The sequence below is a fragment of the Variovorax sp. KK3 genome (genome assembly GCF_001984055.1).
In the GTDB taxonomy this organism is placed as follows: Bacteria; Pseudomonadota; Gammaproteobacteria; order Burkholderiales; family Burkholderiaceae_C; genus Variovorax.
Map to the genome: position 1 here is coordinate 81,983 of NZ_LYVO01000019.1, position 14,794 is coordinate 96,776.

At 65.3% G+C, this 14,794-nt stretch carries 14 protein-coding genes; 11 read left to right on the plus strand and 3 right to left on the minus strand.

Translation table 11 applies throughout. From position 1 onward, the window contains the following. Positions 1-6: 6 nt before the first annotated feature. Entirely contained in the window at positions 7-426 is a 420-nt protein-coding gene (locus B0W80_RS11845; protein WP_076999353.1) for a group II truncated hemoglobin, read from the minus strand. Between the two features lie 89 nt (positions 427-515). On the opposite strand from B0W80_RS11845, the gene B0W80_RS11850 reads away from it, so the two are divergent. The 9 genes from B0W80_RS11850 to B0W80_RS11890 all read left to right on the plus strand — a co-directional run bounded on the left by B0W80_RS11850 (position 516) and on the right by B0W80_RS11890 (position 8,781). Beyond that, entirely contained in the window at positions 516-1,346 is an 831-nt protein-coding gene (locus B0W80_RS11850) for an ABC transporter substrate-binding protein (protein ID WP_076999334.1), read from the plus strand. 112 nt (positions 1,347-1,458) lie between these two features. Then, on the plus strand, positions 1,459-2,154 hold the full coding sequence (locus tag B0W80_RS11855) for an amino acid ABC transporter permease (RefSeq protein ID WP_076999335.1): 696 nt from the start codon (positions 1,459-1,461) through the stop codon (positions 2,152-2,154). Between the two features lie 16 nt (positions 2,155-2,170). Next, positions 2,171-2,881, plus strand: a complete 711-nt coding sequence (locus B0W80_RS11860; RefSeq protein ID WP_076999336.1) for an amino acid ABC transporter permease — start codon at positions 2,171-2,173, stop codon at positions 2,879-2,881. Beyond that, entirely contained in the window at positions 2,878-3,621 is a 744-nt protein-coding gene (locus tag B0W80_RS11865; protein WP_076999337.1) for an amino acid ABC transporter ATP-binding protein, read from the plus strand. The genes B0W80_RS11860 and B0W80_RS11865 overlap by 4 nt, the downstream gene beginning before the upstream one ends. Positions 3,622-3,646: 25 nt before the next feature. Continuing rightward, positions 3,647-4,654 carry an isopenicillin N synthase family oxygenase gene (locus B0W80_RS11870; protein ID WP_076999338.1) on the plus strand — a complete coding sequence of 336 codons (1,008 nt, stop codon included), beginning with the start codon at positions 3,647-3,649 and terminating at the stop codon, positions 4,652-4,654. Positions 4,655-4,866: 212 nt separating this feature from the next. Then, on the plus strand, positions 4,867-5,289 hold the full coding sequence (locus tag B0W80_RS11875) for a rubrerythrin family protein (RefSeq protein WP_076999339.1): 423 nt from the start codon (positions 4,867-4,869) through the stop codon (positions 5,287-5,289). 85 nt (positions 5,290-5,374) lie between these two features. Continuing rightward, positions 5,375-6,727, plus strand: a complete 1,353-nt coding sequence (locus B0W80_RS11880) for a (Fe-S)-binding protein (protein WP_076999340.1) — start codon at positions 5,375-5,377, stop codon at positions 6,725-6,727. Between the two features lie 5 nt (positions 6,728-6,732). Beyond that, positions 6,733-7,314: a DUF3501 family protein gene (locus tag B0W80_RS11885; protein WP_076999341.1), complete on the plus strand. Its 582-nt coding sequence runs from the start codon at positions 6,733-6,735 to the stop codon at positions 7,312-7,314. Positions 7,315-7,419: 105 nt separating this feature from the next. Continuing rightward, positions 7,420-8,781 (plus strand): hypothetical protein, encoded by a 1,362-nt coding sequence (locus B0W80_RS11890; protein ID WP_143684584.1) that lies wholly within the window; start codon positions 7,420-7,422, stop codon positions 8,779-8,781. Positions 8,782-8,876: 95 nt separating this feature from the next. On the opposite strand, the gene B0W80_RS11895 is transcribed toward B0W80_RS11890, so the two are convergent. Together B0W80_RS11895 and B0W80_RS11900 are read right to left on the minus strand one after the other, a co-directional pair. Next, the gene (locus B0W80_RS11895; RefSeq protein ID WP_076999343.1) at positions 8,877-10,082 is read right to left on the minus strand and encodes a PLP-dependent aspartate aminotransferase family protein; all 1,206 of its coding nucleotides are present in this window, start codon (positions 10,080-10,082) and stop codon (positions 8,877-8,879) included. Continuing rightward, entirely contained in the window at positions 10,079-11,443 is a 1,365-nt protein-coding gene (locus B0W80_RS11900) for a cystathionine beta-synthase (RefSeq protein ID WP_218668892.1), read from the minus strand. The genes B0W80_RS11895 and B0W80_RS11900 overlap by 4 nt, the downstream gene beginning before the upstream one ends. 94 nt (positions 11,444-11,537) lie before the next feature. Here B0W80_RS11900 and B0W80_RS11905 point away from each other — a divergent pair, with 94 nt between their 5' ends. Next, entirely contained in the window at positions 11,538-12,473 is a 936-nt protein-coding gene (locus tag B0W80_RS11905) for a LysR family transcriptional regulator (RefSeq protein ID WP_076999345.1), read from the plus strand. Between the two features lie 152 nt (positions 12,474-12,625). Continuing rightward, positions 12,626-14,782: an acetate--CoA ligase family protein gene (locus B0W80_RS11910; protein WP_256856551.1), complete on the plus strand. Its 2,157-nt coding sequence runs from the start codon at positions 12,626-12,628 to the stop codon at positions 14,780-14,782. The last annotated feature ends 12 nt before the right edge of the window (positions 14,783-14,794 follow it).

Genomic DNA, 14,794 nt, shown 5'->3' on the forward strand with positions numbered 1-14,794 from the left:
CGCTCTTCAACCGTTGCGGTTGCGCATCCAGTCGGCGGTTTGAAAGAACGAGTCGCGAAGTCGTGCCCGCAAGCCTTCGGGCACACCCGTCTCTTCCATCGCCTGGCCCATGCAGGCCAGCCACTCGTCGCGTTCCTTGATGCCGATCGAATGGCCGCCGATGCTTTGGGGCATGTGCCGCGCCCGCAACATCGGATGGCCGAAGCGGTCGGTGTAGTGCTGGGGCCCGCCGAGCCATCCACAGAGGAACCAGAACAGCCGCTGGCGCGCGTTGTCCAGCGAAGGGCCATGGACGGCCCGCAACCGTGCATAGGCGGGCTCGAGCTCCATCAGGTCGTAGAACCGTTCGACCATCGCATGGACCTTGTCTTCGCCGCCGATCCATTCGAAGGGCGTGTCGAAGGGTGGTTTCTCTTGAATCTGCATGTCGGCAGTATGCATATGTGAATGCGGTATTTCGCCGCGAAGGCTTTTGTTGCTAAGGTGCCTGCCCCCTTTGCTCTGGAGAACAAGAGATGCGTTTTGCCTTCGCCGCCACCGCCCTCGCTGCGGCCACCCTGCTCATCGGCACCATCGCGCAGGCCGATCAGCTGGCCGACATCAAGAAGAAGGGCCAGCTCGTCGTCGGCGTGCTCGGCACCGACGAGCCCGCCACCTTCATCGACCCCAAGACGCGCGAGATCATCGGCTACGAGGTCGACCTGGTGAACGCCATCGCGAAGAAGATCGGCGTGAAGCCCGTGCTCAAGCAGATCGCGGTGGCCGCGCGCATTCCCGAGCTGCAGCAGGGCCACGTCGACCTGGTCGCGGCCGGCCTCACGCACAACAAGGAGCGCGAGGCGCAGATCGAGTTTTCGCTCACCACCTTCGTCACCGGCCAGAAGGCCATCGTCAAGAAGACCAGCAACATCACCGAGGTGTCGCAGCTCGGCGGCAAGAAGGTGCTGACCATCCGCGGCGGCACACAAGAGCCGAACATCCGCAAGGCGGTGCCGACGGCCGACGTCGTGACCTTCGACACCAGCCAGCAGGCCTTCCAGGCGCTGCAGCAGGGCAAGGGCGTGGGCTACGTCGACGACGAGGCCGCGCTGCTCAACAGCTATGCCAAGCTGGGCCCGCAGAAGACGCAGTACGTGGTGCTGCCGCAGAACCTGAGCACCGAGGCGCTGGCCATCGGCATCAAGAAGGGCGAAGCCGACCTCAAGAAGGTCGTCGACGACACGCTGCGCGAACTCGAAAAATCAGGCGAGGCCGACAAGATCTTCATCAAGTGGTACGGCCCGAAGACCAAGTCGGGCTTCGACAAGCGCAACTTCAAGATCGAGAGCGACAAGATCGACAGTTGATCCGCTGATCCGCTGATCCGCTGATCAACGGACGGGGCGGCCCACCGCCCCCGTCCGCGGATGCGTACCATGTGCCCCGCGCTCACGCCGGGGCACCGGCATCTCATCGCCCATGCCGCTTTTCGACTATTCGCTCCTGGTGTCCGGCCAGTACCACGACATGCTGGTCGCGGGTTTCCTGCTGTCGCTGCAGCTGCTCGCAGCCTCGCTCGCGTTAGCGCTGCCGGTGGCCCTGGCGGTGGCGCTGCTGCGCCTGTCGCCGGTCGCGGCGCTGCGCGGGATCGGCTTCGCCTATGTCGAGTCGATCCGCAACATCCCGCTGCTGGCCCACATGCTGTTCTGGTACTTCGGCGCGCCCGAGCTGCTGCCCGACAGCATCAAGGAACGCCTTTATGCCGGCCGCATCGAGGCCATGAGCGCCATCGTGGCGCTGGGCCTCTACACGGCGGCGTACATGGCCGAGGACATCCGCAGCGGCATCCGCGCCATCCCCGCGGTGCAGATGGAAGCAGGCCGGGCGCTCGGCTTCGGCTTTCTCGCGACCATGCGCCGCGTCATCCTGCCGCAGGCGCTGCGCGTGACCGTGCCGCCGCTGATCTCGCAGACGCTCAATCTCTGGAAGGGCACCAGCATCGCGACCGTCGTCGGCGTGGCCGAGCTCATGTACCAGGCCGGACAGGTGGAAAGCGCCACATTCCGCAGCGCCGAGTCCTTCGCCTTCGCCACAGCGGCTTATCTGACGGTGTCGCTGCTGATCACCGGCGCGGCCAGCTGGTACCAGTACCGCTATCCGCCGAGGGCGATGTGAAACCGGGGCACGCGACGTGATCGACCTCATCCGCGACTACTGGGTCTACTTCCTGATCGGGCAGTACCCGAATGGCCCGCTGGGCGGACTCGCGCTGACCGTGGTGCTGGCCTCCCTGGGCCTCGTGCTCGCACTGCCCTTCGGCCTGCTGCTGGGCCTGGCGCGCGTGAGCCCCTGGCGCTGGTTGCGCTGGCCGGTCACCTCGGTGGCCTTCGTGGTGCGCGGCACGCCGCTGCTGATGGTGGTGTTCTGGGCCTACTTCTTCCTGCCCAGCGTGACCGGCGTCAAGACCGACCAGTTCACCACCATGCTGATCGCGCTGGTGGTTTTCGACGGCATCTACATCGGCGAGATCGTGCGCGCCGGCATCCTGGGCCTGCCGCGCGGGCAAGTGGAAAGCGCGCGCTCGCTGGGCCTGGGCTGGGGCCGCACCATGCGCCTCGTGGTGCTGCCGCAGGCACTGCGCAGCATGCTGCCGTCGCTGGTGAACCAGTTCGTGTCGACCATCAAGGAAACGTCACTGGGCTACATCATCGGCCTGGCGGAGGTGTCGTTCATCGCATCGCAGATCAACACGCAGGTCTTCACCAAGCCGGTCCAGGTCTACCTGATCCTGGGCCTCACCTACTTCATCCTGTGCTTCGGGCTGTCGCGCTTCGCCTACTGGCTCGAAGCGCGGACCGGCAAGCGCACCACGGCCCGCGAGGCCCCGAAGGCACCCGCATGATCGAATTCGACAAGGTCGACAAGTGGTACGGCAGCTACCACGCGCTGGTCGAGGTCAGCGAGACCATCGCGCGCGGCGAGGTGGTGGTGGTCTGCGGCCCGTCGGGCTCGGGCAAGTCCACGCTGATCCGCACCATCAACCGGCTCGAGCCGATCCAGGGCGGCCGCATCATCGTCGACGGGCGCGACATCCATGCGCGCGACATCGACCTGAACGACTTCCGCTCGCGCATCGGCTTCGTGTTCCAGCAGTTCAACCTGTTCCCGCATCTGACGGTGATCGGCAACTGCACGCTGGCGCCGATCGCGCTGCGCGGGCTTTCGCGCGCCGAGGCCACCGAGCGCGCCATGGCCCTGCTCGAACGCGTGGGCTTGGCGCACAAGGCCGATGCCTTCCCGACCGAACTGTCGGGTGGGCAGCAGCAGCGCGTGGCGATCGCGCGGGCGCTGGCGATGCAGCCACCGCTGATGCTCTTCGACGAGCCCACCAGCGCGCTCGACCCCGAAATGGTCGGCGAGGTGCTGCTGGTGATGCGCGACCTCACGCGCGAGGGCATGACGATGGTGGTCGTCACGCACGAGATGGGCTTCGCGCGCGACGTGGCCGACCGCGTTCTCTTCATGGACGCCGGCCGCGTGCTGGAACGCGCCACGCCCGACGACTTCTTCAACCGCCCGCAGCACCCGCGCGCGCAGCAGTTCCTTGCCGACATCCGCACGCCCTTTGCCCATGCCGTTTGAGTTCGAGTCTGATAGCCTGCATTCGATGAGCTCTTCGCGTTCGCTCCCGGTGATCGACGTCGCGCCGCTGGTCGCACGCGCGCCAGAGCGTGCCGCGGTCGCCGCGCAGATCGGCGAAGCCTGCCGCGCGCACGGTTTCTTCTACGCCACCGGCCACGGCGTCGATCGTGCGCTCACGCAGCGGCTGGAAGACCTGAGCCGCGACTTCTTCGCCCTGCCCGAGGCCACCAAGATGCATTGGCGCATGGCGCTCGGCGGCCGCGCATGGCGCGGGTTCTTTCCGACCGGCGGCGAGCTGACCTCGGGCCGGCCCGACTGGAAGGAGGGCCTGTACCTCGGCACCGAGCTGCCGGACGACGACCCGCTGGTGCTGGCACGCACGCCCGTTCATGGCCGCAACCTGTTCCCGGCCGTGCCGGGCCTGCGCGAGACCATCCTCGACTACATGGCCGCGGCCACAGGCCTGGGCCACGTGCTGATGGAAGGCATCGCACTGAGCCTGGGCCTGCCCGCCGGCTACTTCGCCGAGCGCTACACGGCCGACCCGCTGATCTTGTTCCGGCTCTTCAACTACCCCACGCAGCCGGTGCCCGAAGGCCTGGACGTGGCGTGGGGCGTGGGCGAGCACACCGACTACGGCTTGCTCACCATCCTGCGCCAGGACGACATCGGCGGCCTGCAGGTGCGCACGGCCGAGGGCTGGATCGACGCCACGCCGATCCCCGATGCCTTCGTCATCAACATCGGTGACATGCTCGACCGCATGACCGGCGGCCTCTATCGCTCGACGCCGCACCGTGTGCTGCGCAATACGTCTGGGCGCGACCGCTTGTCCTTTCCGTTGTTCTTCGATCCCAACTACCACTCGCGCGTGAAGCCGATCGAGGGTTTACCCAGGCCGGCATTGGTCGACGACAGCGCCACCCGCTGGGACCGGGCCAACGTGCATGCATTCGACGGCATCTATGGCGACTACCTGCTGGGCAAGGTGTCGAAGGTCTTCCCTCAGCTACGCGAGGCCGTGCTGCCGTGATGCTGCTCATCGGCAGCGTCTGCGATGGCGATGGCGATGGCGATGCGATGCCGTGCCGTGCGATTGCCAGCCTCAATGACCCCAATTGAGGCTTTGTATTGCCGCCCCGACGACAACTAGCGTAGGCTGCGGGGGCGCCGTGTGCCCGCCACCTCTTCGGCCGGCCGCGACGGTTCTACTTGCACAACCCTAGCCACTCCCAGGAGAAAGCCATGGAATTGAAAGGTTCGAGAACCGAGCAGAACCTGAAGGACGCCTTCGCAGGCGAATCCCAGGCCAACAGGCGTTACCTGTACTTCGCGAACAAGGCCGACATCGAAGGCCAGAACGACGTCGCGGCGCTGTTCCGCTCCACAGCCGAAGGCGAAACGGGCCACGCACATGGTCACCTCGAGTTTCTCGAGCAAGGCTCGGGCGACCCCGCCACCGGCCTGCCGATCGGCGACAGCCGCCTCAACCTGAAGGCCGCCGTGGCCGGCGAAACCCACGAGTACACCGACATGTACCCGGGCATGGCCAAGCAGGCCCGTGACGAGGGCTTCGACGAAATCGCCAATTGGTTCGAAACGCTGGCCAAAGCCGAGCGTTCGCACGCCAACCGCTACAGCAAGGCCCTCGAGGCGCTGGTCGACTGACCCGGTCGCGCGGCGGCCGGCACCGGTGCAGCGGCGCGCAGTGCGCGCCCTGCCTGTCGTCGGCGCGCGCAACCGCAGTCCTTGCATGACGAATCGAGAAGGCAATCTCGAGGCGCCCACGCGCCATCCGGTGGACTGGAAGAACCCCGAGTTCTACGACCAGGCTGCCTGCGACCGCGAACTGACGCGCATCTTCGATATCTGCCATGGCTGCCGCCGCTGCGTCAGCCTGTGCCAGGCCTTCCCGAACCTCTTCGACCTGGTCGACGCCACCGAAGACGGCGAGGTGCACGGCGTCGACCCCAAGGCGTTCGGCAGCGTGGTCGACCAGTGCTACCTGTGCGACCTCTGCTACATGACCAAGTGCCCCTACGTGCCACCGCATCCGTGGAACGTGGACTTCCCGCACACCATGCTGCGCGCCAAGGCCATCAAGTTCCGCAACGGCGGCGTCGCGGGCGGCGAGAAGCTGCTGGCCTCCACCGACGTGCACGGCCAGTTCGCCGGCATTCCGGTGGTGGTGCAGGCAGTGAACGCGCTCAACCGCACGAAGCCGATGCGCAAACTGCTCGACGGTGCGCTGCACGTGCACCCCGATGCCTGGCTGCCCGACCTGGCCACCAAGCGCTTTCGCTGGAGCGCGCCCAAGGACGACAAGGCGCAGCCCGTGGTCGATGGCGAGCGCACACCGGGCAAGGTGGCCATCTTCGCGACCTGCTACGTCAACTACAACGAGCCCGGCATCGGCTTCGACCTGATCAAGCTGCTGCGCCACAACGGCATTCCCTACACCATCGTCGACAAGGAAAGCTGCTGCGGCATGCCCAAGCTGGAACTGGGCGACCTGGAGGGCGTGGCGAAGCACAAGGAGGCCAACATCCCCGTGCTCGCGAAGTACGCGAAGGACGGCTTCGCGATCCTCACGGCCATTCCGTCTTGCACGCTGATGTTCAAGCAGGAACTGCCCCTGCTCTTCCCCGACGATGCGGACGTGAAGCTGGTGCAGCAGGCGATGTTCGACCCATTCGAGTACCTGGTGGCGCGCCACAAGGACGGCCTGCTCAAGACCGACTTCAAGGCCGGCCTGGACAAGGTCAGCTACCACATCCCCTGCCACGGCCGCGTGCAGAAGATCGGCCGCAAGACCGAGGAGATGTTCAAGCTCATCGGCCAGACCGTGCCCGTGAAGCTCAACACGGTCGAGCGCTGCTCAGGCCACGCCGGCACCTACGGCGTGAAGACCCCCTACCACCCGGTGGCCATGAAGATCGGCAAGCCGGTGTTCAAGTCGATGGGCAAGGACCAGCCCGACTACATCAGCAGCGACTGTGCGCTGGCCGGCCACCACATCGCGCAGGGCATGGGCCACGAAGGACTGCCCGCCGCCAGGCTGCAGCATCCGCTGAGCCTGATGCGCATCGCCTACGGGCTGGAGTAGCTGCCATGACCATCACCCGCGACAGCCTGATGACGCTGGAGGCCTATGCCAAGGTCCGCAAGTCCAGCGCGGCGGCATTCATCGCCCACCGCAAGCTGCGCACCGTGCGACTGGGCGAGCATGTGAGCGTGCAGTTCGAAGACGAGGTCACCATCCGCCGCCAGATCCAGGAGATGCTGCACATCGAGAAGATCTTCGAGGAAGAAGGCATTCAGGGCGAGATCGACGCCTACCTGCCGCTGGTGCCCGATGGGAGCAACTGGAAGGCGACCATGCTGATCGAGTACACCGAGGTGCCCGAGCGGCAGCGCGAGCTGGCGCGGTTGATCGGGGTGGAGGACCGGGTGTTCGTGGAGGTCGAAGGGCATGCGCGCGTTTATGCGATTGCGGATGAAGACCTCGAGCGTGAGAACGAGCAGAAGACCTCAGCGGTGCATTTCCTGCGCTTCGAGTTTGGCGATTCGCAGTGCGCGGCAGTGCGGGCCGGGGCGCAGGTCAGGGTCGGATGTGACCACACCAACTACCTTGCGCAGGGCGTGATTCCTGCGGAAACACTCGCCAGTCTCGCGGGCGACCTGCAACGTTGAGCACCAATTAACTGCGCCTGGCGTAGCCACGCCAACGCGGAACTCCTGGGTCAACAAGTGCCACATAGTGCCGCTGGCAATTTCGCCGGTGAGATCGCTAACGTCATGATTCTCCAAAAAATACTTAAAAACTCATATAGAAATTCGCTTCCGCCGCAACCCCTCGATACACCTACTGACCTCTCAGTAAGTAACGAACCAAATATTGCTAGCGAGCTTACGAAACAATTGATTGAAAGCACCCACGACAGGTTTGCGTGCGAGCAGGTGCTTCAAAAAATGGCGGGGCGCGGTATCACGAGCCTTGCATTAAAGGGCATGATGATGACGAGGCAGCACGCGGACAACCTCGTGGCGGCATTGGCTAATACGCCTTCGTTTCTGCATCGACTGACGTCCCTGGATCTGAGCCAAACGTCTTTCAGCGGCGGAATCAGTGAGTTTTTGAAATTGCTGCCTCACGCGGAATGTCTCGAATGCTTGAATCTCTCCAACACCGGAATTTGGGGCTTATACGGGAATCAGGGAATCGAGGACATTAAATTTGGCACCCTGATGCCCAGCCACATTTCGATCATGATCGAAGGGGTAAAACAATGCACGCAACTGAGGGAACTGAAACTCGATGGCCAGCATAACCTCAAGGGCAAAATGGCCGATCTCATCAACTCCACCGGAAGATCGCGTATTGTTGAATTTAGTTTTAATGATTGTGAGTTGACTTCAAGCGATCTGCAAACAATTCATGAATTAATCGCAAGGCGCGAAGAACAGGGCGTCGGGACAGGCCCAACAATCATTGAACTCGCCGACAACCCAACCTTCGACAAAAACCTCGTCGTCGCGCTTGTTAATGTGCTGAATCACAATAAGTCAATCCGAGAATTGCACCTGCCCCAAGAGGCTTTTGACAAGATAGACGCATCGGAACTGGATATTTCGCAGAATCACACTCTTATTCGACTCCAACCCATCACTTCTTCCTTACGCATGTGTTGGGGTCTCATGCAAAATCTAATGGAACGAAATAAAATAAATTCAGCACAAATTTCACTTAAACAACAACTCAAAGACACCGAAGCGTATGAAGAATACATCAATTACGCCAGACAACTATCCACGTATTACGAGCCAAAGATCTCCGAAGAAAACATAACTGAAGATCACATGAGAGAAATACTCGCGCGCGAGCAAGAAAATCAATATTTCATGATCTGGAAAGGAGTGCAAACAATGCCGCTGGGCGATCAAAAGGCGGAAAAGCTTCTACACGCGGTTATGCTGATAACAGGAAACTTGTCACGTGGCAAGAAATACTCCCTTGACATTCGCGCGCCGCGTTCGAAATACCGGCATCTGATGAATCAATTGATCCTTAGAGACATTCGGCAGCAAACGCCAGAATCAGTGCTGGCCATCGCCAAAAATCTGGGATTGCTCAAGGAAAAAAATAAAAAGCACGTATAGGACATGCAGCAGAGCTTCGCGCAATTGCTCGACTTCGCGAAGTCATCGCCCGAAGAGCTCCTAATGGTGCGGAACACACAATCTGCGCAGCGCCCCTATGGGCGGCTGATCATGTCCAATGCGCTGGTGAGATCCGCTTGCAGATCCTCCAGCGCCTCCACGCCCACCGACAACCGCACCAGCCCATCCCCAATCCCCAACCGCGCCCGCGTCTCAGCCGGAATAGTCGCGTGCGTCATGATCGCCGGGTGCTCGATCAGGCTCTCCACGCCCCCCAGGCTCTCAGCCAACGAGAAGATGCGCACCGCCTCCAAAAAGCGCCGCGCGCCGGCCAGGTCGGTGCGCAGGTCGAGCGAGATCATCCCGCCAAAGCCCTGCGCCATCTGCTGCTTCGCCAACGCGTGCTGCGGATGCGAAGGCAATCCCGGGTAGTGCACGCGCGCCACCTGAGGCTGCGTCTCCAGCCATTGCGCCAACGCCAGCGCGTTGGCGCAATGTCGTTCCATCCGCAAGGCCAGCGTCTTCACCCCGCGTAGCGTGAGGAAGCTGTCGAACGGTCCTGCGATCGCCCCCACCGAGTTCTGCAGGAAGCCCAAGCGCTCACGCAATTCCGCGTGGCGATCCTCGCGCCCCACCACGGCGATGCCGCCGATCACGTCCGAATGTCCGTTGAGGTACTTGGTGGTCGAGTGCACGACGATGTCGAAGCCCAACTCCAGCGGCCGCTGCACGTAGGGGCTGGCGAAGGTGTTGTCGGCCACGCAGAGGATGCCGCGCTCGCGGCAGATCGCGGCGATGGCGCGCAGGTCGGCCAGCCGCAGCAGCGGGTTGGTGGGTGTTTCGACCCACACCATGCGCGTCTCGGGCGTCAGCGCCTGCAGCAATCGCATGGGGTCGGTCAGGTCGACGAAGCTGAAGCGATGTCCGGCGCTGCGCGCGCGCACCCTTTCGAAGAGGCGAAAGGTGCCGCCGTAGACATCGTCGCCCGAGACGATGTGCGCGTTGGCGTCGAGCAGTTCGAGCGTGGTCGATATCGCCGCCAGGCCGGAGGCGAAGGCGAACGCGGCCGAGCCGCCTTCCAGGTCGGCCACGCAGCGTTCCAGCGCCCAGCGCGTGGGGTTGTGCGAACGCCCGTAGTCCAGCCCCTTGTGCACGCCGGGGCTCTGCTGCACGTAGGTCGACGTGGCAAAGATGGGCGGCATGATCGCGCCGGTCGAGGGCTCGGGCGACTGGCCGGCGTGGATCACGCGGGTGGCGAAGTCGAGGTCGCGATCGTGTTGGGTGTCGTTGTCTTGGCTCACTTCAGCTTTCTCCGCAGGTGGTTGAGCAGGTCGGTGCGGGTGATGAGGCCGTGGAAGCCGGCCTCGTCCGAAATCATCGCGGTCAGGCCGCGGTCGAGCACCGCTTCGAGTTCGGCCAGGCTGGCGCTCGAAGGCAAGGTGTCGGGCAGGTCGGTCATGGCCTCCTTCACGCTGGCGCGAAAGCGCGCCGCATCGGCATGCACGCTCAGCAGCAGGTCGGACTCGTCGATCACGCCGACGAGCTGCTCGCCCTCCAGCACCGGCAGCTGCGACACGTCGGCCAGGCGCATGCGCTGGAAGGCAGTGAGCGGCGTGTCGTCTGGCCCGACGCTGATCACGCTGCCGTCCTCGAAGCGGCGCGAGACCACGTCGCGCAGGTCGCCGAAGCGCTCGCGCGCGAGCAGGCCCTGGTCGAGCATCCACTGGTCGTTGTAGACCTTCGAGAGGTAGCGCGTGCCCGTGTCGCACACGAAGCTGACCACGCGCAGCGGCTTCGTCTGCTCGCGGCAGAAGCGCAGCGCGGCCGCGAGCAGCGTGCCCGTGGACGAGCCGGCCAGGATGCCCTCGGCGCGCAGCAGCTCGCGCGCGGTGCCGAAGCTCTCTTCATCGCTGATCGAGTAGGCCTTCTTCACGCCGGAGAGATCGGCAATGCCGGGGATGAAGTCCTCGCCGATGCCTTCGACGGCCCACGAGCCGGCCTCGCCAACCGTGCCGCTGCGCGTGTATTCGGCCACCACCGACCCGGCCGGGTCGGCCAGCACGAAGAAGAGGCCGGGCTGCACCTCGCGGAAGTAGCGCGTCAGGCCGGTGACGGTGCCGCCCGAGCCGACGCCGACGACGATCGCATCGACGTCGTGGCCCATCTGCTGCCAGATCTCGGGGCCGGTGCTCGACGCATGCGCGAGCGGGTTGTCGGGGTTGTTGAACTGGTCGGCGAAGAAGGCGTCGGGTATTTCCTTGGCGACGCGCGCCGCGTAGTCCTGGTAGTACTCGGGATGGCCCTTGCCGACGTCGGAGCGCGTGGTGTGGACCTCCGCGCCGAGCGCCTTGAGGTGCAGCACCTTCTCGGTCGCCATCTTGTCGGGCACGACCAGCACGACGCGGTAGCCTTTGGCGCGTGCCACCAGCGCGAGGCCCAGGCCCGTGTTGCCGGCCGTGGCCTCGACCACCGTGCCGCCGGGCTTCAGGCGTCCGTCGCGCTCGGCCGCGTCGATCATCGCCAGGCCCACGCGGTCCTTGATCGAGCCGCACGGGTTCTGCGATTCGAGCTTGAGGAACAACGTGCAGGGCCCGGTGTCCAGCCGGGTGACGGGCACCAGCGGCGTGTTGCCGATCAGGTCGAGGACAGCGGGACGGGTCATGGTCATGCGGGCACCTCCGGCAGCCATCCTAGACCGTCGGGCCGAATCAGCTATACCTCGGGGCTTACCGCCCCTCCACGATTCGAGGACACCCGTGCCGACCGAACCCGCCTTCTCCCTGAAGCATCCCGTGGCGATGCGCTACTTCCACGAGGTGGCGAAGGCCGGGTCGTTCCGTCAGGCGGCCGAGCAGACGCACATCGCCGTGTCCGCGATCAACCGGCACGTCAAGCACCTCGAAGACCAGCTCGGCACGCTGCTGTTCGAGCGCGGCCGGGGGCGCAGCGGACTCAAGCTGACGGCTGCGGGCGAGATCCTGCTGCACCACGTCAAGCGCGCGATGAGCGAGCTGGCCGCGGCACAAAGCGAGCTCAACGCACTGCAGGGCCTGCGGCGCGGCACGGTCGACTTCGGCGTCAACGAAGGCATCTGGCGCGAGCTGCTGCCGCACTTGCTGATCGGCTTCAAAAAGGCGCACCCGGAAATCGACTACCGCGTCACCGCGGGCAGCTCGACGCGGCTGGTCGAACTGGTGATGGAAGACGAGATCGATTTCGCCGTGGCCTTCAACCCGCAGCTGAACGAGAACCTGAATGTCCTGATCCGGCGCAACGTCGACAGCGGCGTGATGGTGCCGCGCGATCATCCGCTCGCGAAGCGCCGCTCGGTGCGCCTGAGCGAATGCGCCGAATACGACCTGGTGATGCCCGACAGCTCGCTCGCGCTGCGGGCCACGCTGGACCTGATGTTCGCCCGCGTGGGCGTCAAGCCGCGTGCCGTGCTGACGACGAATTCGTACGAGATCATGCGCAGCGCGACGCAAGCCGGCGTGGGCATCGCGATCCTCACGCAGCACTTGTTTCACCATGCGCGCGAGCGGCACGAGGCCGCCTTCGTGCCGATTCGCGAGGCCTTGATCGGGCCACAGGTGCTGGTGTGCATAGCGCGCAAGGGGCGACATCTTCCGGTGGCGGCGACTGCGATGGTGGCGCAGATCGATGCGGCGTTGAAGGCGCCCTCCCGGCGGTAGATCCGCACCCCACGGCATCGCCATGTGTTCTCGCAACGAGAACACAAATGGAATTAATCGATGATTGCGAGGCGCATTGAGCGTCTATAGATTCGCTTTCACGCCACTCGAACGCCATGACTCCACGGCGTGTTGCGGAAAGGAATCCCTCGATGTTCAAGGCCACCGGCATGACCATGCCCGACCTCGCGCCGCTGCTGCGGCCCGCCTCCGTCGCCGTGCTCGGCGCCTCGACGCGCCCCGAAGCGCTGGGCCATCGCGTGATGAAGAATCTCATCGCCGTCGGCTACCCGGGCCGCATCTTCCCCGTGCATCCGAGCGCCGTCGAAGTCGAAGGACTGGGCTGCTTCCGCGACCTGCGCAGCCTGCCCGAAGTGCCCGATTGCGTCGCGGTTGCGCTGGCGGCCGATCGCGTCGTCGAAGCGCTCGACGAGGCCGCGCGCTGCGGCATCCGCGCGGCCGTCGTCTTCGCGAGCGGCTTCGCCGAAACCGGTGCAGAGGGCGGCGCGCTGCAGGCGCAACTCGCCGAGCTGTGCGAACGCACCGGACTGATCGTGTGCGGGCCCAACTGCCTGGGCCTGAGCAACGTGCACGGCCGCATGGCCCTGTACAGCGCGCCGCTGCCGGTGCCGCAGCAGGCCGGCGCGGTGGCGGTGGCCTCGCATTCCGGCTCGGCCTGCGTCGCGCTGAGCAGCACGGGCCGCCTCGGCCTGAGCCATGTCGTGTCGGTGGGCAACGGCGCCATGCTCGACGTCGACGACTACCTCGGCTTCTTCGCGGCCGATCCGGCCACCCGCGTCGCAGCGCTCTTCATGGAATCGGTGCGGCATCCCGCACGCTTCGTCGAGGCGGCGCGCCGCATGCGCGAGGCCGGCAAGCCGGTGGTGGTGCTCAAGGTCGGGCGATCGGCTGCAGGTGCTGCCGCATCGGCGGCGCATACGGGCTCCCTCGCGGGCTCGCATGCGGCCGCAGCCGACTTCTTTCACCGCGCCGGCGTGGTGCTGGTCGACGACATGGACGAGCTGATCGAAACCTGCGCGCTCATGGCACAAGACAACCCGGCGCCGTCCGGCGAAGGCATCGCCGTCATCAACATCAGCGGCGGCGAAGTGGCGCTGACCTGCGATCTGGCCCAGGAGGCCGGTGTCGAATTCGCCGCGCTGGGCGCCCCCACGCTCGATGCCCTGCGCCGATGCCTGCCGTCGTATGCCACGCCGGGCAATCCGCTCGATGCGACCGGCACCGCGGTCAGCGATCCGGCGATGTACGCGGGCGCCATTCGCATCCTGCTCGCCGACCCGAAGGTCGCGACGCTGGCGGTGTCGCAGGACTGCCCGCCCGGGCTGAGCCCGCAGGCGGCGAAGAACTACGGCGCGCTCGCCGACGCCGCCGCGCAGGTGAGCCGCGAGGTCGATAAGCCGATCGTCTTCTACAGCAACATCGGCGGCGGTCTGCATCCTGCCACCATCGCGCCGCTGGCTGGCACGCAGGTCGCGGCTCTGCAGGGCGCGCGTGCGTCGCTGAAAGCCATCGCGCATTTCCTGGCCTGGCATGCGTGGCAGGCCGACGCCGAAGCCGAGTCCGCCAGCGCCGCGCCGGCTGCGGCAGACCCCGCGTGGACAAGTCGTTTCGCATCCGGCCAGCCGCTGTCGGAATACGAGGCCAAGCGCTTTTTGTCGGAGCACGGCATCCGCGTGACGCGCGAGTCCCGCGCTGCCGATGCCGCGCAGGCGGCGCAGGCCGCCATGGCCATCGGCTTTCCCGTCGCGATGAAGGTCGACTCCGCCGACATCGCCCACAAGACCGAAGCCGGCGGAGTGCGGCTCCATCTCACCAACGAGGCCGACGTCCGCGCCGCGTTCGAAGAGATGATGGTCACCGTCCGCCAGCGTGTGCCCGATGCGCGCATCGATGGCGTGGTGGTACAGGAGATGGTCTCTTCGGGCATCGAGATGATCGCGGGCCTCTCGCGCCAGGCGCCCTTCGGACATGCGCTCATCGCCGGCAGCGGCGGCGTGATGGTCGAGCTGCTGCGCGACAGCAGCCTGGCGCTGCTGCCCGTCGACACTGCCCGAGCCCATGCGCTCGTCGAGCAGACGCGTGCCGCGCGGCTGCTGGACGGCTTTCGCGGCGCGCCGCCGGCGGACCGTGCGGCCTTCGAGCAAGTGCTCGTGCAGTTGGCCCGCATCGGCGAGCTCTACGGCGAGCACATCGAAGCGATCGACCTCAACCCCGTCGCGGTGCTGCCCTCGGGCGCCGGCGCGTGCGCACTCGACGCATGGATCGCGCTGCGCGCGCCTGCAACCTGATCCCCTTCCTCC